Origin of the sequence: Streptomyces sp. cg40, assembly GCF_050320165.1 — a bacterium.
Classification (GTDB): Bacteria; Actinomycetota; Actinomycetes; order Streptomycetales; family Streptomycetaceae; genus Streptomyces; species Streptomyces hokutonensis.
The window spans coordinates 10,567,689-10,587,278 of the sequence record NZ_CP190128.1; the positions used below are offsets into that span (position 1 = coordinate 10,567,689).

A 19,590-nucleotide genomic window follows, 5' to 3' on the forward strand; every position below is an offset into this window, starting at 1 on the left:
CTCATGCCGCCTTTCGGCGGAGGAAGTCGATGAGGTGTGGGAACACGTCCCGGTGCGCGTCCCGGCCGATGATCATGTCCACGTAGCCGTAGCCGGGGGCCACGAAGAGGTCGTAGCGGTCGGAGTCGGTGGTCGTCCGCGACATCTCCTCGTATTCCTGTACGACGGAGTCCCCGAAGACGCGGTTGTGTTCGCCGGTCAGGAACAGTACCGGTGGGCCGCCCCCGGCCGCCGCCGCGAGATAGTCGTCCGGGAGGTGGGCGTGGCGCGGCTCGGCGTCGTCGTACTTCACGGCACGACCGGCTCGTACGATCCTGCCGATGTGTCGGTGGTAGCCCAGCCCGACAGGGCCGAGCAGGTCAGCGACGCGGTCGTGAGTGACCGGGTCGAGATTGTCGTGGTTGTAGAGTGCGGGCCAGCCCGTGCCCCACATGAAACTCACCATGTGGCAGGCCGGGTTGTCGCACTCCGGGTGCGCCAGTGACACCAGACGGGCAAACAATCCGCTCCGGGTGAACCAGGCCGCGTCGCCGCTGCGCGGGTCGAGCTGGGACAGCCCGAGCGCGCCCTCGACGAGCGCGGGACCGTACGCCAGCTTCCAGCGCGACCAGGTCGGTACGCGCATCAGCAGGCCGACCGCGTTGGCGACGACGCTGGTGACGTCCCGTACGGCGCCGGCGTACAGGCTCATGAGGAAGGTCATGGACCCGAGACAGTGCGCCACGACGTGCACCCGCCGTTCGCCGACATGCCGACGCAGCTCGGCGAACGCGGCCGGGTAGTCGTACAGGGCGACGTCGTCGAGGGTGTGTGCGTGCGGTTCCGTGTTGTACGGGAAGCGGTTGCTCATCCGCATGTCGAGCGTCCATACGTCCGTGAAACCGTTGTCGAGGAGGCAGGTCGCCAGATTCCGGTGCTCGGGCATGATGAACAGGTCGCTGGACGCGGTCAGTCCATGTACGAGGAGAACGACGTCGTCGCACTCCGCCCGGCGGAAACGGGTCAGTTGGAGGCCGAGTCCGTCGTCCGTGGTGACGGGGTGGACGGTGACCCGGGCGGCGGGAACGCCGGCTGTGGTGTGACGGGGAACAGCGGGGCCCATCTGGATCGGCATGATTTCCCCCTCGGTCGGTCGGCCGCCCCACGATGGCGCCGGTGGCCGGGCAGAGGCCATTGTGGCGCTCCCTGCTTCGGTGAACCTGCGGCAAGCCTGAAGTCGGCGGGTCACGGCACTGGTGCCAGGTCAGGCCCGGTCGCCTTCGCTCGTCCAGTCACGTCACCGCGGCTGCGTGTGTTCGCGTACGCCGTGGCTGTGTTGAGGAGCTCCGGCGGGATGGCGGGCCGGAGGCCGCGTACGTGCCGGTCACTTTCACCGGCTCGACGGCGCGATCGACCACCTGCTTGACGGAATCGGCAGTCTTGGGCAGCCGGAGTCATGACCGTCCGCGCCGTCGGTTCCGCAGCCAGCACGCCGCCCTCGCGCTCCGCCACGATCAACGTGCCCAGTTCAAGGGGCCTGTCGGTGAAGGCGACAGGCCCTGGCACGACCGAGGAGAGGTCTGGCTCGCAGGCCTGCACCCACCAGATGGGCGTTCAGTGGATGTATCCCGAAGCCCCAGAGCTGGCGACGCCCTAGGGGCTTTCATCGGATCGGAACCACCTCACCGCAGTTCCCGGCGTCTGATTGTTGAAGAACTCCCCGGGCCCGGAGAGACCGATGGGGGTACCTGACCCTGCACTTGTAGAAGTCGTACTGGTTGCCGCCCTGGTCGACGCCGCAGGTGTGCCCGTAGGCGCAGGCGATGGTCGCGGGCGCTGCTCAGGGCACCTGCGCCGTGCCGAGCACCGCACCTGCGGTCAGGGGAGTTGCACCGGGGGCGAGGTCGAGCTTCCTGCCGAGTCTCATGAGGTTCCTTTCCCGCAGATTCGTGATGCTTCGACAAGTGGCGTGTGCAGGGTAGGAATGCGCTCGGTAGGGGAGCAATCTTTTCGAACCCCGTCGAAATGGCTGTCAACGGTCGTTGAGAAGCCCAGGTGGGTGGTCGATGGGTGTCGGGGCTGGTGGCCATCAGAAATCCATGCCTGTGGACAGTGGTGTTCCTGGGGCGGGGTCAGTGCAAGGGGACCGCGCCCTGGCCGGCGAGGGCCTCGGAGAGGCGGTGCGAGCCTCCCGTGGTGGTGACGAGGTGAGCGTGGTGCATGAGTGGGTCGGTGCTGGTTCCGGTGCGGGTCCTGGGCATGATCGTGTCGAAGCCTGAAGGTTGAATGTTGCTGGTCACCGCGATCGAGCGATGTTCGTAGGCAGCGTCGATGATGCGGTGGAACGCTTCGGCGGCGTCCTCTCCGACGGGCAGTGGGCCGACGTCGTCCACGACGGTCAAGTCCGCGCGGCAGATCCGGGCGACGGTGCGGGCGGTGGACTCGTCGACCTTGGACTTGCCGATCGCGGCGGCGAGGGTCTCCAGGCCGAACCAGGCCACCGTGAGGTCCTTCTCGATCGCGGCCTGGGCAGGGCCCCGGTGAAGTGAGATGCGCCAGCCCCGACAGGCCGGCGATCACCAGGTTCTCGGCGCGGCCGATCCATTCCACGGTGGCCGGAGAGTTCTGGGCGGGTTCGGGGATGGTGGAGTCCTCGGCCCGCCAGGAGGCCAGGGTTTTGCCGGTGGGGAAGTTCGCGGTGGTGCGTCGCAGTCGCCGGGTGGCGGCGTCCCGGCCGGTGACCTCCTCGGTGATCAGAAGCCGCAAGACCTCGGCGGGGTACCGGCGTTGTGCGCGGGCGGCGGCCAGCATGTCGGGTGCGGCTTTGCGTGTGTAGGGCAGGCGCATGCGGCGCATCAGCCTGTCGAGCTCCTCGGGCAGTGCCGGGGCCTGGGGCACCCTCATGGTCGAAAACTCCTTCGCGGGTCGTGGAGGGCGCCGATAAGCTCGGCAGGTGATCAATTTGGTGGTGCGTGGAGACAGCGGTAAGGCCGTGGCCCGCGCCGAGGCCGGCCTGGAATGGACCGTCGGCTTCCCGGATTTGAGCGCGACGGAGTTCCCGATGCTCTGGGCCCTGACTCCGTATGGGGACGCGGTCTTCAACCAGCGGCAGATTCCGCTGCTGCTGGCCGAGCTCGACCGGCTTCCCGCTGCCTGTGGTGGCGAATGGGTCGGGCAGGCGCGCGAGTTGTGTCAGGTCGTCGAGCGCGGGACGCACCTGCATCTGTGGTTCGTCGGCGACTGACCGCGGTCAGTCCTCCGTCAACGTCCTTGTCGCCGTTGATTGTTGGCCCAGGGCCTGCCAGGCGGTGGTGCCGCTCTGGACGGAGTGTGCCTCGTTGGCGCGTACGACCTCTTCAGTCGGTTTGCTGACCGCGAGATGCTCCAGGACGGAGACCGGATCGTCGTCGGTGAGGCGTCCGACGGTAGCCGCCGGCCCGAGGGCCTGGTCGACCTGGTCGGAGCCGATGCCGGTGGCGAGCTCCACGGCGCGGGCCGTCTTGGCGCGGATGCGGACCGCGCCGGCGGGTCCGGCCTCCTTGAAGCAGCGACCGGCTCCCGGGCCGATGCCCACGAACGCACCAAGAGGCCGGGTCAGCGCACCACAGGAAAGACTCCCGCAGGTCACCGACCCGGCCCACCCGCCATGACCGCAGTCATGGTCCGCCGTCGTACCGGTAGGGCAGATCCCGCGTGGCGCGGCCCCCGAACTCCACCAGTCTCAGACTCCGCATCGAAGCAACAGCTGCCTCAGGCCTGAAGGAGCAAGCGCCTCAGGCCTGGACGAGGACGGTGCACCAGACCTCGTTGTTGTCGCCGATGCCGCAGTCGCCGATCTCACCGCTGCGGATCTTCGTCCAGACGCCCTTCGCCCGCCAGTGCCACGTGCCGACCCGCGAGAACCGCTCATGGTAGCCGTGCGTGGCGAAGGTGAAGGCGTCGACATCGACACCGGTCCCGTTACCGCCCCGCGTTCCGTTGCCGAACGACAGTTGCCGGCACTTGGCGTGCTTGAACTCGCTGCTGGTGCCCCCGCCCCAGTTCCACACGTCGCAGAAGTGCGGGCCCCGCGCCGAGGCTCGTCGTGTAGTGCATCGTCTCACCGGTCCGGTTCTTGACCGCGCCGCACAAGGGACCCACGCACCCGTCGGCGGAGGCGGTCGTGGCGCCGCCGATGACCGCTCCGGACGCTATGAGGGCGGTGGTGACGGCGGCCAGGACAGTGCGGTTCTTCACTCGGGACATCATCGTGCGCATGCACAGATCCATTCTCTTCAGCGTGTAGCGCCGGGGGCCCACGAGAGTCGGCTCGGGTGTGTGCTCCACGGCACGCGGCGTCCGCCGCGGTCCGCCTGACGGCGGGTCACCTGAGGATCTACTGTGAATCTTGCGAAAATCTTGCGACGGCTGTCCAGTGCGGCCCCGGAACGAATCACGGAGGGCCGCTTGGAGCCCCGGCCGCTGCACGGCGGACGCAGTCCCCGCCACCGGCTGCTGTTCCCGCCGCCCGTCCCGCGTGAGGCACAATGACTCTTCACCTCCTCGGACCCCTGGAACTACGCGTCGCGGGGCGGGTGGTCGACGTCGGACAGCCCCGCCGCCGAGCGGTACTCGCAGCACTGGCCGCCGACACCGGCAGACTCGTTGCCGTGAGCACGTTGATGGACCGCGTCTGGGACGGCGACGCACCCGAGGGCGCCCGGTCGGTCCTGTACGCGCACATCAGCCGCCTCCGGCGACTCCTCGACCGTGCGACACCCACGCGGGACAAGGCCGGGCCGGAGACACCCACCCCGCCGCTCGGCATCCGCCGGCGCTCCGGCGGATACGTCCTGGAGGCAGACGAGGACGCGGTCGACCTGCTCCGTTTCCGCGTACTCGTCAAACAGGCGGCCGAGCCCCACCTGTCCGACGCCCGCCGCGCACAACTCCTGGAACAGGCCCTGCGGTTGTGGCGCGGCACGCCGCTGGACGGGCTGCCGGGGGAGTGGGCGGACCGCACCCGCACCGCATGGACACAGGAACGCGTGCAGGCGGCCCTGGCCTGGTCCCGCACCGTGCTGCGACAGGGCGAGCCCGATCGAGTGCCCGCCCTTCTGCAGCCCTTGCTGGCCGAACAGCCGCTCTCCGAGCCACTCGCCGCAGAGACGATCCGGAGTCTGGCCGCCGCCGGAAGGACGGCCGAGGCGGTGGACACCTACACGAGCATCCGGAAACGGCTCCACTCCGAGCTGGGCGTGTCTCCGGGCCGTGAACTGCGGTCGGCCTACGAGGAGATGCTGCGTGGCACCGGGCCGGACGCGTCGCCGACAGCGGGCTCCGGCCCCGGCGCAGCCCGCGCCGCCACCCTGCCCTCTGCTGTGATTCCCGCCCAACTCCCCATGAAAGTAAGGAACTTCAGCGGTCGGGAGGAACAACTGGCCGAACTCACGCGGTGGCTGACGCCAGCGGACGGCCCACAGGCGGGCGAGACCGGATCGGCCGTGGTCGTCTCGGCCGTCTCCGGCACGGCGGGCGTCGGCAAGACCGCACTGGCCGTGCGCTGGGCACACCAGGCGAGGGAAGCGTTCCCCGACGGGCAGCTCTACGTCGACCTGCGAGGCTACGACGCGGACGAACCGGTCTCCGCAGCCCAGGCCCTCGTCGGCTTCCTCACCGCCCTGGGCGTGCCCGGCCAGGAGATACCGCTGCGGCTCGACGACCGCGCGGCCCGCTACCGCACGGCGGTCGACGGACGGCGCCTGCTCGTCCTCCTCGACAACGCCGCCTCCACAGCGCAGATACGCCCGCTGCTCCCGGGCAGCCCGACCTGCAAAGTCCTGATCACGAGCCGTGACGCGCTGTCTTCCCTGGTATCCGTGCACGGAGCCCACCGCGTGGTCCTCGACGTCCTCGCGCCCCACGAGGCGCTGGCTCTGCTGGGCGCCCTGATCGGGCCGCGCGTCGACGCGGACCACACGGCGGCCACCGCCCTCGTCGAGCAGTGCGGGGCACTGCCGCTGGCCCTGCGGATAGCTGCCGAACTCGTGCTGTCCCGCCCGCTGGACCCGCTGTCCCACCTGGTGGAGGAACTGCGAGACCACAAGAGACGTCTGGACCTCCTGGACTCGGCCGACGGAGACCCCCGAGGCGCCGTCCGGGCGGTCTTCTCCTGGTCCTACGACCGCCTGCCCGAGCAGGAGGCACACCTGTTCAGACTGCTGGGCCTGCACCCGGGCCCCGACGCGGACGTCTACGAGGCCGCCGCCCTCGCCGGCCAGAGCTTCGATCGCACACGACGATCCCTGGACGTCCTGTCCCGCGCGCACCTGGTCCACCGCAGTGGCCCGGGCCGCCACACCATGCACGACCTCCTGCGGGCCTACGCCGCCGAACTCGCGAACCGGCCAGACCGGACGGTGGAACGCGACGCCGCCCTGACCCGGCTGCTGGACCATTCCCTCGCGGCGGCGTCTGCCGCCATGGACGTGCTGTATCCCGCCGAACGGCACCTGCGTCCGGCGGTCGTGGCACCGCCCACCGGCCTGCCGCCGCTGCGTACGGCCGACGAGTCCCGCGCGTGGCTGCGCGCCGCGCAACCCACCCTTGTCGCCCTGTGTTCCCGGACCGAGGACCCCGGCCCGGCCCGCCACACCGTACGGATCGCCACCACGCTCCACCGCCACTACGAGCGCTCGGGCCACTTCGCCGACGCACTGACCGTGCACACCCACGCCCTGCGCGCGGCCCGCGCGGTGGCCGACACCCGGGGCGAGGTCGACGTCCTCGCCTGCATCGGCGCCGTCCACCGACGGCTCGGCGACTACGAGAGCGCCCACCGCCACCACACGGACGCGCTGTCGCTGAGCCGCCGGATCGGATACGAGGCCGGTGAGGCCCGCCACCTCACCAACGTCGGCGTACTCCACGAACTCCAGGGCCGCTACCGGGAGGCCGCGGAACAGCAGGAGAAGGCGGTGGAACTGTTCCGCGCCGTGGGTGACACCCATGGAGAGGCCGACGTGCTGAACAACCTCGGCATCGTGTGGGAACTGCTGGAGGACTACGAGTCCTCGGCCGACCGCTACCAGCAGGCACTGACTCTCTACCGGCAGACGGGCCACACGTTCGGCGAGGCCAGCGTCCTCGGCAACCTGGGTATCGTCCATATACGACTGGGCGACCACGAGGCCGCGGCCGGCCGTTTCGAGCAGGCACTCACCCTCTTCCGGCGCCTCGGACACACCGGCGGAGAGGCACACGCACTTTCCAATCTGGGCGACGCGATGTGCCGCCAGGGCAGATACGAAGAGGCCGCCGAACATCAGCACCAGGCCCTCGCCCACTTCCGGCGCACCGGCGAAGCCTACGGAGAGGCGGGAGCCCTGAACGGCCTGGGCGAGGCACTGCACGGCGCCGGCCGCCACACCGAGGCGCTGGACGCCCACGCGGCAGCGCTCGAAGTGGCCCGCGGAATCGAGGAGAAGGAGGAACAAGCCCGCGCCCACATCGGTTCGGCCCACACCCTGCAGCACACGGGGCATCGGGACGACGCGATCGACCACTACCAGCAGGCGTTGTCCTTGTACACAGCACTTGGCTCACCACGCGCGGAGGAAGTACGCGGGGCCCTCCTCGCCGTGACGGCCTGTTAGCGCGGCCTCTCGCGGGGGACGCAGGGGCGCCGGGGTGTGCGAGCGTACAGGCATGTGCCGCGGAGCCCGGTCGCCGCGGCACACGGCGTGTATGCCTTACGCGGTGACCGATCGTCTGCGTGCCGACAGGGCGTACGCCTCCCGCAAGAACCGGGCCTACCTGCGCAGACGAGGTATCCGTTGCACCATCCCGCACAAGGCCGACCAGGCGCGTCATCGCAAGCAGCGCTGGTCCGGCGGCGGTCGGCCGCCGAAGTTCGACCCGGTCGACTACCGCGAGCGCCACGCGGTCGAGTGCGGAATCAATCGCCTCAAGCGGCACCGCGCCGACGCCACGAGATACGACAAGTTAGCAGTCCGCTACGAGGCGACCGTCCTCATCGCAATCATCAACGAGTGGCTGTGATCGCAGCATTCGACATGCGCGCCGGGCACTACGATGCGGGCCATGGAGTGTTTTGACGCTTGGCGTTCACGTCACTGAGGAGTCGGCTCACCGCCAATCCCGTGGCCGGGAGCGGACCGACCGATGCCCTTGCTCCGCCCGGGTATCAAGCCCTCAGCCTGAGAGGCAACACTTCCATGCTCATCCGCGCGTTCACCCAGCACGACCTGGCACCACTCACCGAACTCACCATCGACACGTTCCGACCGTTCTACGAGGACTCCTTCCGCCCGTTGATGGGCGAGGCCGTCTTCACTGTTCAGCACGGCAACTGGCGCGACGACTACCGCAAACAGATCGCCGAACTCCACGCACCCGAACGACACACGTACATCGCCATCGCTGAAGCCGAAGACACCATCGCGGGCTACGTGGCGTGGAACGTCGACCAAGCCCGCAAGAAGGGTGAGGTCACGATCCTCGCCGTCTCGGCCGACCATCGACGCCACCACGTGGCTACCGCACTGTGCGAGCACGCCTTCGACCAGATGCGGGCCCTCGGCGCCGAGGTCGTCGAGATCGGCACCGGAGGAGACCAGTTCCACGCGCCGGCCCGAGCCCTCTACGAGGCCCTCGGCTGCATTCCCCTCCCGCTCACGGTCTACTTCCGACGGCTCTGACACCTCCCGGACGGGCGCCATCCTGGTGGCACCCGTCCGGATTCGTCAGTCCTATAGCCACTTCCGCAACACGGCCTGGTCTTCTGAGTCAGGAATTCTGTTCAGATGTATAGGCTTGTCGGGTGGCACGGACCGGGCGGCCGAAGGCCGAGTTGACGCTGTCGGATGAAGAACGGGCTGCCCTGTCCTCCGGAGTGCCAGCGGTCATGCAATTCGGCTCTGTCGGGGATCTTGTGAGGAAGGCCGTCTGCGGGCTTCGGAAGCTGACGGCCGCCTGAGGATGGCTGATACACCTTCTTGATCATCGATCCCGTAACCGCCCAGCCTTGCCCTTCACCGCCAGGCGGGATTGCGGCTCGGCAGCCATGGCCCGAACAGGGAATCATAGTCGTCGCCGGTCTTGACGGTGAGTACAAAATCAGGCGCGGTAGCGGAAACCGCAGCATGCAGGCGAGCCAGCAAGACCGGGACGGACCCGAGCTTCAGGTTCAGCGCCGACGCCAGGCGCACTCGGGCAGCGCCGATTTCTGGTTCATCCCTGAGCTCGTCGCGGCCGAGGTGGGCTGCGGTCGTCCGCATAACCTCCAGATCACCGGATCCGGAGAAGTTCAGGCAGTCCCGCCAGGGCGGCAGTCCAATCATGATCTCCAGGGCTTCGGCCAGGCTCTGGCCGATCAGACCGGCCTGTCCCTCGGAGCTTGCATACAGCACGGGCCGAGCTGTGCCGCGATCACCACAGAGGAAGAACGTCCCGCCGGTGAAGTCGCCGGCAACACCGTCCAGGGCAACCCCTGACGGCAGTCGGACAGGCTCACCGTGATCGCCACGCGAGAGATCGAACTCGCAAACCTGCCAGAGCAACTCAGCGAGCGCAGACTCCCGTCGGATCGAGTCCAGGATTTCATCGTCGCTCGTCACGCAGTGGACGATAACAGCACCTCGACTCACTCCTTCCATATTGGAGCATCACCCTGGTTCGGGCCGGATCACGCCCTGAGGAGGATGCGTCTACCTGTTGACTGAACTACCGGCAGTGTTTGCCCAGGTCAGTGACCTGATTGCGGATTCTTCGTTGGTCTGGCCGTGGAGACCTCGAGAGACCTGGCGTCCCTGGTCGTGCCGCTCGCTGGCGAGTTGGTAGCCAGGGAAGATCCGTGGGAGCCGTACCGGCTCCTCGATCCGTCCGGGGCGCCGGTCGGTGGCGTCGCCGATTATCTGCAGGATCTCCAAGGGGCCGGCAGGCCATCCGCGACAGCGCGCTCGTACGGGATGGACCTGCTGCGCTGGTTCCGGTTCCTGTGGGCCGTCGAGGTCCCGTGGGAGCGGGCGACGCGCCTTGAGGCCCGGGACTTCTCCTGGTGGCTGCTGGTTGCTGGGCAGCCGACGCGTCCGCACTGGCGCACGTCGTCCGCCGGGGTGTGGACCACTGGTGGAAATCCGTACGCGGCGTCGGTCCGTGCGCACAGCGAGACGGTCCTGCGGGCCTTCTACGACTTCCACCTCGAGGCGGGTACCGGGCCGATCCTCAACCCCTTCCCGCTGCACCGGTCTCGTCGCGGGAGCCGCGCCCATGCGCATCACAACCCGATAGAGCCGCACGCCAAGGAACGTGCCGGGCTCTATCGCCCGACGGTGCCCAAGCGGGTGCCCCGCAGCGTCCCGGACGAACAGTTCAACGAGATCTTCGCGAGGCTGCCCTCCCACCGGGACCGGGCTCTGGTCGCCTTCTACGTGTCCACCGGTGCTCGAGCCAGCGAGCTGTTGTCGGCCACGCAAGGCGGCGCCGACCCGGGCCGTCAGCTGATCGCGGTGGTCCGCAAGGGCACCCGGGAGGTGCAGGAGCTTCCGGCCTCGACGGACGCGTTCGTCTGGCTGCGGCTCTACCAGTTGGAAATGGAGGATGCGATCCCCCGCGGGCGGCGGCTGCCTCTGTGGTGGACGCTTCATGCCCCGTCCCGCCCGCTGACCTACCACGCGGCTCACCGGATGTTCGAGCGGGTCAATGCGCTCGCCGGAACCTCGGCGACGCTGCATGCGCTGCGGCATACCGCGGCCTACCGGATGGCCGAGGACCCCAGACTGCCGCTCACCGATGTCCAATTCGTCCTTGGACACGTCCAGTTGACCACCACGCAGATCTACCTCACGCCTCGGAAGGAGGGGGTGATCCGCCGGGTCCTGGCCCATCATGCCGAGCAGACCCGGCAGGCCGCAGCACGGATCGCTCCGGAACCCGCCGCAGGCTACCGAGCCGAGACCCTCAGCGTTCTGTTCGGCGGTCGGCCATGACCACCGCAACGCTGAAGGCAGTGAGCACGGCGGCGGCCCTGAAGCTGCCGCGCGACCAGTTCCCCGCGAGGACCGTCCCCGGCGACTGGGCCGCCACCCGGTTGGGGCGGGCGGCGGTTTGGCAGCACACGACCGGCACGCCGTTTGTCCTCGCGAACCCAGTGGTCCAAGCCAAGCGGGTTCGCGGCCTGGCCCACCTGCTGGACTGGCTGGAGGACTTCCCCGGCGCCTCCTGGCAACAGCGGTGGCTGGCCAGCGGCGCCGAGTCGCTGGGGGCCCAGTGGCGGCAGGCGCCGCTGCACTGGTTCGACCGCCGCGGTCGCCGCTCGAGCTGGCTGCCGTCCGAGCTGTCCAACGGCATGAAGGTCCTGATCTGCGCCGACGTCCTTCGCCCGTCGTTGGAGTGGCTGGTGTCGGTGCCCTCCCTGAAGGGGGACCTTGCACCTGGCCTCTCCCTGGTCCGCGACCGCGACGGGTTCGCCCGCCTCCAGGCGCATTGCGATGGCCGCGCCAACCTTGCGGCACCGTCCCGCCGCCTGGTCCCGCAGCGCGCCGCGGTGCTCCTGGCGGCGAAGGGCGGCACGGTCGGCGACATCACGCTGGGCGACGTCCTCGAACTCGCCGAGACCGAGACGGCCGTGCGCACGTCGTGGCCCAAGGACCTTCCCGTCTTCTACAGCACGCTGCGGGAGCTGGAAATCCTCGGCCCCGAAGCCCCCACGGGCTGGCGCGAGTTGCGCACGGGCGGGCAGCAGTCCCCGGAAGAGCTGATCGACCGCTACCAGATCGAGTGCCGCCCCATCCGGGACCTCCTCGTGGACTACCTGAGAGAACGTCAGCCCGCGCTGGACTACAACAGCCTGCGGGGCCTCGCCTACTTCCTCGGCTGCCGCTTCTGGAGGGATCTCGAACTCCACCATCCCGGCATCGACACGCTGCACCTGCCCGCCGACGTCGCTACCGCCTGGCGGCAGCGCCTGACGTCCCGGTCGGAGACGGTCACCGGGCGCGACGGCGCAACGTCCGTGGTCACGGTTCCCCGGATCAGCTTCCGCGAATGCCTGGCCAAGGTGCGCTCCTTCTACCTGGACCTATCCCAGTGGGCGATCGAGGACCCCGGGCGGTGGGCGCGCCGGGTCGCCCCATGTCCCGTCGGCAGGGAAGACATCGGACGACGCAAGCACAAGCGACAGCTCAAAGCCCGCATGGACGCCCGCACCCGCGAGCGACTCCCTGTCCTCCCTGTGCTCGTCCGCACAGTCGACCAGCGCCGCCGAACGGCCGAGACCCTCCTCCGGGCGGCCCGGCAAACCGAGCCCGGAACCGCCTTCACCGCCGATGGTCAGACGCTGATCCGCCCCCTCCTGCGGCCGGGCACCTCCGCGGACAAGATCTGGGCCGAGGACCCGACCAGCGGCAAGCGCCGGGATCTCGTGCAGGAAGAGGAGTACGCGTTCTGGGCCTGGGCCGTGGTGGAAGTCCTCCGCCTCACCGGCGTCCGCATCGAAGAACTCCTGGAGATCAGCCACCACAGTCTGGTGCAATACCGGCTGCCGACCACCGGCGAGATCGTGCCGCTGCTGCAGATCGCTCCCTCCAAGACCGACGTGGAACGACTCCTCGTGGTCAGCCCCGAACTGGCCGAGGTGCTGTCCACGATCATCAGCAGAATCCGGGAGCCCTCCGGCCCGGTCCCGATGGTCCCCGCCTACGACTGGCACGAGTGCATGTGGATGCCACCGGCCTCGCTGCTGTTCCAGCGCCGCTTCCGCACCGAACGTCGCGCCATCAGCCACGGCACCGTCCGCAAGATGCTCAAGGCCGCCCTCGCCGACACCGGTCTACTCGACCCCGCCGACGGCCGCCCACTCAACTACACGCCCCACGACTTCCGCAGGCTGTTCATCACCGACGCCGTCATGAACGGCCTGCCCCAGCACATCGCCCAAGTCATCGTCGGACACCAGGACATCAACGTCACCCTGGGCTACAAGGCCGTCTATCCGGACGAGGCCGTCCAAACGCATCTGGCCTTCCTCGCCAGGCGACGCAGCGAGCGCCCCACCGAGGAATACCGGGCGCCCACCGACGAGGAATGGGAGGAGTTCCTCGGACACTTCGAGCGCCGCAAGGTCTCCACCGGCCTCTGCGGCCGGGCCTACTCCACCCCCTGCATCCACGAACACGCTTGCCTACGTGGCCCGACCCCGCTCAACGCGCCCGGATCGAGGAGATCCGCGACAACCTCCTCGCCCGCATCGACGAGGCACAACGCGAGGGCTGGCTCGGTGAGGTCGAAGGACTCCAGGTCAGCCTCGCTGGCGCCAACGACAAGCTCACCCAGATCGACCGCCGGTCACGTCGCGCTGTCGACCTCGGAATCCCGTCCCCGCGAACCCGCTGAACAGACCAAGATCACGAGTTCAGAGAATGCGGGGGAGTTCGCATCCGGCTCGGCAGGACGAAGTGCGCGCGTGTGGACACAAGTTGCTCCTCAGCGGGTGGTCCGGAAGGTCGCCATCATGGCCATGTCCTCATGTTCGAGGTTGTGGCAGTGCAGGAGGTAGCGGCCGGCGTGGTCGTCGAAGCGGATCGCGATGTCGGCGTACTGCTTGGGGCGGAGGTCGATGGTGTCCTTCCACCCGTGGTCGCCCGGATCGAGCGGGCCGCCGTTGCGGGAGAGCACCTGGAACGGCGAGAGATGGATGTGCACGGGGTGGTAGGCGTCGGTGGCCAGGCGCCAGATCTCGACCTCGCCGAGGCGGGGAGCCGCGTCGATGCGCCGGGGGTCGAACTCACGGCCGTTGATGACCCAACCGGCCGTGTTCGCGCCCATGGTGGTGACCTTGCCCTTGCGGAACATCCACGGCCGGGTCGTCGCCGACGCCGTCGGCAGGGCCTCGACGGTGGACAGCCGGGCGGGGATCCGACTGTCGTCGGTCGCCTTGCGGGCGACGACGAACCGCATGACACGTGAAGTGCCGCCCCGGCCCTCCCCGTTGGTGAGGGTCACCCGGGTGCCGACCGGGTAGCGGGAGAAGTCGACGACCACGTCGAACCGCTCCGCCGGTGCGATGGGGACGACGGTGTGCTCCAGCGGCGCCGCCAACAGGCCCTGGTCCGAACCGATTTGGGTGAACGGGGGGCCGCTCGGCGGCGCCGGGTCGAGCGCGAGTTCGTAGCGGCGGGCGTTGGAGGCGTTGAGGAGACGGAACCGGTAGCGGGCCGCGTCGACCTCCAACTCCGGCCAGGGTGCCCCGTTCACGAGGACGACGTCACCGGCCGCGCCCGCCATGTGCGCGGCGTCGACACCGGCCATGCTGATCAGGTGGGGATCCATCGCGGGGTAGTGGAACGCGCCGTCCGCGTCGAAGGCGCGGTCCGTGATCATCAACGGGACGTCGCGGTCGCCGCTCGGCAGCGGCAGGGCCTGCTCCTCGTCGTCGGTCAGCAGCAGGAACCCGGCCAGCCCGCGCCAGACTTGGGGGCCGGTGAAGCCCATCCGGTGGTCGTGGTACCAGAGCGTCGCGGCCCGCTGGTCGAGCGGATAGGTGTAGTCGCGGGTGCCGGTGGTGGCCGTACCGCCGACGGCCTGGTCCGCGAAGCGCGCGCCGCCGGTGGCGGGCAGTACGAGGTCGGTCGGGAAACCGTCGCTCTGTGGCGGGGTGTGCCCGCCGTGCAGATGGACCACGGTCGGCACGCCGAGCTGGTTGCGGTAGCGCAGCACGGTCCTGCGTCCGCGGCGGGCCGCGATCGTCGGCCCGGGGAAGATCCCGTCGTAGCCCATGATCGTCGTGCGCAGACCGGGCAGGATCTCCACGCTCGCTTCCCGCGCGGTGATGTCGTAGTAGTCCGTGTCGGCGGTGCTCCGGGACGGATGCTTCACCGGGGGGATCGGGAGGGGGACGGTGAACGGTTTCGGTAACGCGGCGGCGGAGGTGAGCGTACGGCCGCCGAATTCGGCACCGGCCGCGCCGGAGGCGGCCGCGTCCGATCCCGGGGATTTGCAGCCGGCCGTCGTGCCGAGGGTCACGGCGCCGGTGAGCGCGGCCATCGTGCGGAGGAAGCGGCGGCGCTCGGGTTCAGGTGGTTCGGTCATGGCGCAGACGATGGGCGACAGGGTCCGTCGTCCACGTCGTCCGGACGCGGTGGATCCGGCATACCGCGGACGCGGTACACCGGTGCCGCAGCCCGTACCGCGTCCGGACGACGTGGGCGCGGACGGGCGTTCGATACCGTGCGGCCCATGGCTGACTACCGGTTGTCCCGCATCCGCGGCCGTGTCACGTCCCACCCGCAGGCCGTGGACGTCGCTTTCGGCCTCCTGGTCGTCACCGTGATCCTCCTCGCCGTCCGCGCAGGACGCCCGCTGCGCGCCGAGGACTTCCTCGCGGGGACGCTCGCGTTCGCGCTGATCGCCGCCCGGCGCAGATGGCCGCTGCCCGTCTTCGCGGCGGTCACCGTGGCCAGCGCGGCGTTCAATCTGCACGCGGCACTCGTCGGCCCGCTGCTCGCCGCGAACGTGATCTGCACCTACACGGTCGCCTCCCGCACCGACCGGCGGACCGCCGCGGTGACGGGCACCCTCACCGTCGTGACCGTGTACGTCGCGGTCGTCATCGGCGCCGGCCGCACCTGGCTGGACCCGCAGAACGCCGCGATCGTGGTGTGGGGCACGCTGGCCGTCGTCGTCGGCGACGCCACCCGCATCCGGCTGGTCAACCTGGAGGCCGTCGAGATACGCGCCCGGCAGGCCGAGCACAGCCGCGACGAGGAGGCCCGCCGCCGGGTGGTGGAGGAGCGGCTGCGGATCGCGCGGGACCTGCACGACGTCGTCGCGCACCACATCGCCGTCATCAACGTGCAGGTCGGCGTCGCCGCCCATCTGCTGCGCGAGCAGCCCGACGACGCCGAGGAGGCGCTGGCCCACGTCCGGCAGGCCGCCCGCACCGTACTGGCCGAACTCTCCACCGTGCTGGACGTGTTGCGCTCCGAGGACCGGGACGCCGAGGGCACGGACTCCACGACCGAACCGCCACCGGGCCTCAGCCGGCTGGCGTCGATGCTGGACTCGCTGGCCGCGGCCGGACTGCGGGTCGACCACCGGCAGGAGGGCGAGGCCCGCCCCCTGCCCTCCGTGGTCGACCTCGCCGCCTACCGCATCGTCCAGGAGTCCCTGACCAACGCCCACAAACACGGCAGCGAACCGGCGGCCCGGCTGCGGCTCGACTACACGCCGGCAGGCCTCAAGATCCTGGTCGAGAACGCCGCAGGCCGCCCGGCGCCGGACGCCGACGGCTGCGGCCACGGACTCATCGGCCTGCGCGAACGCGTCACTTCGGTCGGCGGGAGCGTACGCACCGGGCGCGACGACGGCCGCTTCACCGTCGACGCCTTCCTCCCCGCCGCACCCGACCGACAGGACACCCCCACGTGACGATCCGCGTGCTGCTCGCCGACGACCAGACACTCATCAGGGCCGGATTCCGCGTCCTGGTCGGCGGGGCGCCGGACCTGGAGGTGGTGGGGGAGGCGACGACCGGCCGCGAGGCGGTCGACCTCGCCGGCAGCACCCGCGCCGACGTGATCCTCATGGACATCCGGATGCCCGAACTCGACGGCATCGAGGCGACCCGGCTCATCACCGCCGACGAAGACCTCGCAGGCGTACGGGTGTTGATCCTCACCACCTTCGAACTCGACGAGAACGTCCTGCGCGCACTGCACGCCGGCGCGAGCGGATTCCTCAGCAAGAGCGTCGAACCGGCCGACCTCCAGGAAGCCATCCGGGTCGTCGCCCGCGGCGACGCCCTGCTGTCGCCGAAGGCCACCCGCGGTCTCATCGCCCGCTTCCAGTCGCAGCCCAACCCGGGCCCGCTGCCCAGCCCGGTCCAGCTCGACTGCCTCACCGAGCGGGAGCGCGAGATCATGGCCCTGGTCGCCGCCGGGCTCTCCAACGACGAGATAGGGGAGCGACTGTACGTCTCTCCGCTGACCGCGAAGACCCACATCAACCGGGCAATGATGAAACTGGGCGCACGCGACCGCGCCCAGCTCGTCGTCCTCGCCTTCCGGAGCGGCCTGGTCAATCCCGGCGATCTTCCCCTGCTGTGACCACGGGACAGGTCTGCGGTGCGAACCCAGGACTCTCCGCAGCGCCCTCCGCGCCGGCGGTCCGGTCCCGGCGGGGAGTCCAACGCCAAGGCCTGCGAGGGCAATTGACGTCGTGTCGCCCTGCGCCGGGCCAGACACTCGGGAGACCACGGTCTGCGGCCGGGGCTGCGGGTTACGGGCTTTCGCGAGCGGTGACCTGCCGTCTCCTGAAAACCGGTGTTGCTACGACTGGTTGAATCCGCCCTGCCTGCCCGCATCCGAAGGATGAACAAGCCCCGGTCCAGCGGGAATTCCGGCCCGGTCGCGACGCCACAGGGCCATGTCGAGGGCATCGAGGACGAGCTTGGCCCGCTTGCCCGTGGCCGCGGACCGGCCCACGATCGCCTAGGAGAACACGTCCACCACGAACGCGGCGTAGACGATCCCCGACCAGGTGGCGACAAAGGTGACGTCGGCCACCCACCGCTGGTTCGGACGCGACGCGCTGAAGTCGCGTTGCAGCAAGTCAGCCGCCCGTTCATGCTCGCGGTCGCGGGCCGTGGTGCGGATCTCCTGCCGCGCTGGGCACCCTCCAGGCCCAGGTCGCGCATCAGCCGGACGACCGTGCAGCGGGCTGCTCCGATGCCCTCACGGTGCAGCTGCCGCCAGACTTTGCGGACCCCGTAGACGCCGTAGTTGTCGGTGTGGACACGGCTGATCTGGGCTTTCAGCTCCGTGTCCCGCATCGCCCCGACGCTGGGGGCACGGTTCTTGGCGGCGTGGTAGGTGCTCGCTGCGATCTTGAGTCCGTGGTCGGAGAGGACACGGCAGATCGGCTCGACGCCGAACACCTTCTTGAACTCGTCGATGAACGCTCCGAGCGTTTCGACGGCCGGTCGAGCGAGGCCGCGATGAAAGCCGACGCCGCCTTCAAGATCGCGTTGGCCCGCCGCACTTCGGCGTTCTCGGCCCGCAGACGCTTGATCTACGAAGCCTCCTCCGAGGTGGTGCCGGGCCGCCGACCGGTGTCCACCTCGGCCTTGCGGACCCAGGTCCGCACCGTCTCGCCCGCACCGACGCCCAGCTTCGCAGCGACCGCCTTCATCGCGGCCCACTCCGTCGGGTAGTTCGGACGGGATCTCCGCGACCGTGCGCACCGCACGCTCGCGAAGCTCGGCACGGTAGGCAGACGGACGTGCCATGACTCGAACCTCTCAGGGAATCTAGCCCCCATCAGACCCGGAGCGGTTCATTTTGGGGTGGCCGGTGTAGGTGTCGGGTCGGCCGCGATTGTTGGCTCGGGGCTGGCAGCCGTAGTTGGTGATGCCTTGCGGTGTTTGGCGAACATGCCGCGGTTGCAGGCGTGCAGGAGCATGCCGCGTAGCACGAAGGTGCGGTTCGTCTGCGGATGGGTGTTGACGGTGTCCCCGGTCCGGGAGCCTTGGCTGGCTGGCTGGCTGGCTGGCTGGCTGGCGGGTTCTGGGTGAGGGCGTCGTACATCCACTTGGGGATCAGTGGTTCGTGTACTGGTTGGGGTGACCACACCCACAGGGCGGGGGCGTTGTAGGCGCCGCTTCGGGAGCGGCTGGCGTGCCGTGCGCGACGAACATCTCCGCACCGGCTCGATGCCGACGCCGTTCTCCACCCAGTGCACCGCATCCGGCGCGATGACGACCAGGTCTCCCGGAGAGCAGCGAGCGGGCGCGAGGGTCGGACGGGCGCGAGGAGCAGGACGAGGGTGGTGGCTCCGAACGCGGCCTGGGCGGTGACCACGGGCACGGACAGGTGGCACATCAAGGCCTCCTGACTTCCCAGAACGGGAGAACGCGCCGGAGGCGGCAACCACGCCCGGCCGGGGCGGGAGGCCCGCCCCTACATCGCATCAGGGATGAACAGCTGCCTGCCGGCCATCGTTTCGCAGGCCTGTCGGAAGGTCCGTCATGGGGTCCTGACAGCCGTCAGCCCGTCCCGTAAGCTTCCGGCTACCGTGTGCCACCGCAGGGGGACATTGGGGGGCTTTCGTGCTCGATGCGAAGCAGCATCAGGGCAAGTTCGGCGAAGACTACGTCCGTGTGCTGGCCTCTGCGGCAGGGCTGATCGTCCTGCAAGGCGATCTCGACGCGGACGGGGTCGACCTCGGGTTCCGCGCCACCGGCCGCTATGGACGGACGCTGTCACCCACTGTCGAGGCTCAGATCAAGACATGGTCGGCGCCGTCCGTGTCGTCCGGCCACCTGAACTACCGCGGGCTCAACGAGTGGCAGTTCAACAGGCTCGCCGGTCCCGACTTCACCGTGCCCCGCTTTCTGTTCGTCATCTGCGTCCCCGCCGACAACCAGGCGTACGCGGCTATGAGCACCGACGGTGTGCTGCTCCGTCACCTCGGCTACTTCGTCTCGCTTCGCGCCGAGGAGCCGATCAAGGACCCCGACCGGAACCGAAAGCGTCCGGTCAGAGTTCCGACAGCGAACGTGCTCACCGCCGCCTCACTGCGCCGGCTCGCCGAGACGCAGTCCGACTGGTAGGGGAA

General features: G+C 69.4%; 16 protein-coding genes and 1 pseudogene. 10 read left to right on the forward strand and 7 right to left on the reverse strand.

The features are described from left to right. Position 1: 1 nt before the first annotated feature. On the reverse strand, positions 2 to 1,114 hold the full coding sequence (locus ACQHII_RS47520; protein ID WP_427925159.1) for an alpha/beta fold hydrolase: 1,113 nt from the start codon (positions 1,112 to 1,114) through the stop codon (positions 2 to 4). Positions 1,115 to 2,111: 997 nt separating this feature from the next. After that, the gene (locus tag ACQHII_RS47525; protein WP_427925160.1) at positions 2,112 to 2,480 is read right to left on the reverse strand and encodes an ATP-binding protein; all 369 of its coding nucleotides are present in this window, start codon (positions 2,478 to 2,480) and stop codon (positions 2,112 to 2,114) included. Positions 2,481 to 2,932: 452 nt separating this feature from the next. Between ACQHII_RS47525 and ACQHII_RS47530 the strand changes: the two genes are divergently transcribed. Next, a complete protein-coding gene (locus tag ACQHII_RS47530; protein ID WP_427925161.1) occupies positions 2,933 to 3,223 on the forward strand; it encodes a hypothetical protein in 291 nt (96 codons plus the stop codon). A gap of 6 nt (positions 3,224 to 3,229) precedes the next feature. On the opposite strand, the gene ACQHII_RS47535 is transcribed toward ACQHII_RS47530, so the two are convergent. Together ACQHII_RS47535 and ACQHII_RS47540 are read right to left on the reverse strand one after the other, a co-directional pair. After that, positions 3,230 to 3,553 (reverse strand): hypothetical protein, encoded by a 324-nt coding sequence (locus ACQHII_RS47535; RefSeq protein ID WP_427925162.1) that lies wholly within the window; start codon positions 3,551 to 3,553, stop codon positions 3,230 to 3,232. Positions 3,554 to 3,752: 199 nt separating this feature from the next. Beyond that, a complete protein-coding gene (locus ACQHII_RS47540; protein ID WP_427925163.1) occupies positions 3,753 to 4,082 on the reverse strand; it encodes a hypothetical protein in 330 nt (109 codons plus the stop codon). A 423-nt stretch (positions 4,083 to 4,505) separates the two neighbouring features. Between ACQHII_RS47540 and ACQHII_RS47545 the strand changes: the two genes are divergently transcribed. The 3 genes from ACQHII_RS47545 to ACQHII_RS47555 all read left to right on the forward strand — a co-directional run bounded on the left by ACQHII_RS47545 (position 4,506) and on the right by ACQHII_RS47555 (position 8,678). Next, positions 4,506 to 7,613, forward strand: coding sequence for an AfsR/SARP family transcriptional regulator (locus tag ACQHII_RS47545; RefSeq protein ID WP_427925164.1), 3,108 nt, complete (start codon positions 4,506 to 4,508; stop codon positions 7,611 to 7,613). Between the two features lie 103 nt (positions 7,614 to 7,716). Next, positions 7,717 to 8,019: a transposase gene (locus ACQHII_RS47550; RefSeq protein WP_427925165.1), complete on the forward strand. Its 303-nt coding sequence runs from the start codon at positions 7,717 to 7,719 to the stop codon at positions 8,017 to 8,019. 176 nt (positions 8,020 to 8,195) lie between these two features. Next, positions 8,196 to 8,678 (forward strand): GNAT family N-acetyltransferase, encoded by a 483-nt coding sequence (locus ACQHII_RS47555; protein ID WP_427925166.1) that lies wholly within the window; start codon positions 8,196 to 8,198, stop codon positions 8,676 to 8,678. A gap of 333 nt (positions 8,679 to 9,011) precedes the next feature. Here ACQHII_RS47555 and ACQHII_RS47560 read toward each other — a convergent pair whose 3' ends face one another. Next, positions 9,012 to 9,596, reverse strand: a complete 585-nt coding sequence (locus ACQHII_RS47560) for a hypothetical protein (RefSeq protein WP_427925167.1) — start codon at positions 9,594 to 9,596, stop codon at positions 9,012 to 9,014. Between the two features lie 198 nt (positions 9,597 to 9,794). Here ACQHII_RS47560 and ACQHII_RS47565 point away from each other — a divergent pair, with 198 nt between their 5' ends. After that, positions 9,795 to 10,967: a tyrosine-type recombinase/integrase gene (locus tag ACQHII_RS47565; protein WP_427925168.1), complete on the forward strand. Its 1,173-nt coding sequence runs from the start codon at positions 9,795 to 9,797 to the stop codon at positions 10,965 to 10,967. 1,205 nt (positions 10,968 to 12,172) lie between these two features. Next, positions 12,173 to 13,534: a tyrosine-type recombinase/integrase gene (locus tag ACQHII_RS47570; RefSeq protein ID WP_427925563.1), complete on the forward strand. Its 1,362-nt coding sequence runs from the start codon at positions 12,173 to 12,175 to the stop codon at positions 13,532 to 13,534. Here ACQHII_RS47570 and ACQHII_RS47575 read toward each other — a convergent pair. Beyond that, positions 13,462 to 15,066 (reverse strand): multicopper oxidase family protein, encoded by a 1,605-nt coding sequence (locus ACQHII_RS47575; protein ID WP_427925169.1) that lies wholly within the window; start codon positions 15,064 to 15,066, stop codon positions 13,462 to 13,464. The genes ACQHII_RS47570 and ACQHII_RS47575 overlap by 73 nt on opposite strands. 147 nt (positions 15,067 to 15,213) lie before the next feature. Here ACQHII_RS47575 and ACQHII_RS47580 point away from each other — a divergent pair, with 147 nt between their 5' ends. Next, positions 15,214 to 16,404, forward strand: coding sequence for a sensor histidine kinase (locus ACQHII_RS47580; protein WP_427925170.1), 1,191 nt, complete (start codon positions 15,214 to 15,216; stop codon positions 16,402 to 16,404). Beyond that, entirely contained in the window at positions 16,401 to 17,081 is a 681-nt protein-coding gene (locus ACQHII_RS47585; protein ID WP_427925171.1) for a response regulator, read from the forward strand. The genes ACQHII_RS47580 and ACQHII_RS47585 overlap by 4 nt, the downstream gene beginning before the upstream one ends. A 560-nt stretch (positions 17,082 to 17,641) precedes the next feature. Here ACQHII_RS47585 and ACQHII_RS47590 read toward each other — a convergent pair. Beyond that, a pseudogene (locus ACQHII_RS47590) lies at positions 17,642 to 17,806 on the reverse strand (IS3 family transposase); the annotation flags it as partial. A gap of 63 nt (positions 17,807 to 17,869) precedes the next feature. Between ACQHII_RS47590 and ACQHII_RS47595 the strand changes: the two are divergent. Beyond that, positions 17,870 to 18,187, forward strand: a complete 318-nt coding sequence (locus ACQHII_RS47595; RefSeq protein ID WP_427925172.1) for a hypothetical protein — start codon at positions 17,870 to 17,872, stop codon at positions 18,185 to 18,187. 894 nt (positions 18,188 to 19,081) lie between these two features. After that, the gene (locus ACQHII_RS47600) at positions 19,082 to 19,585 is read left to right on the forward strand and encodes a DUF4365 domain-containing protein (RefSeq protein WP_427925173.1); all 504 of its coding nucleotides are present in this window, start codon (positions 19,082 to 19,084) and stop codon (positions 19,583 to 19,585) included. The last annotated feature ends 5 nt before the right edge of the window (positions 19,586 to 19,590 follow it).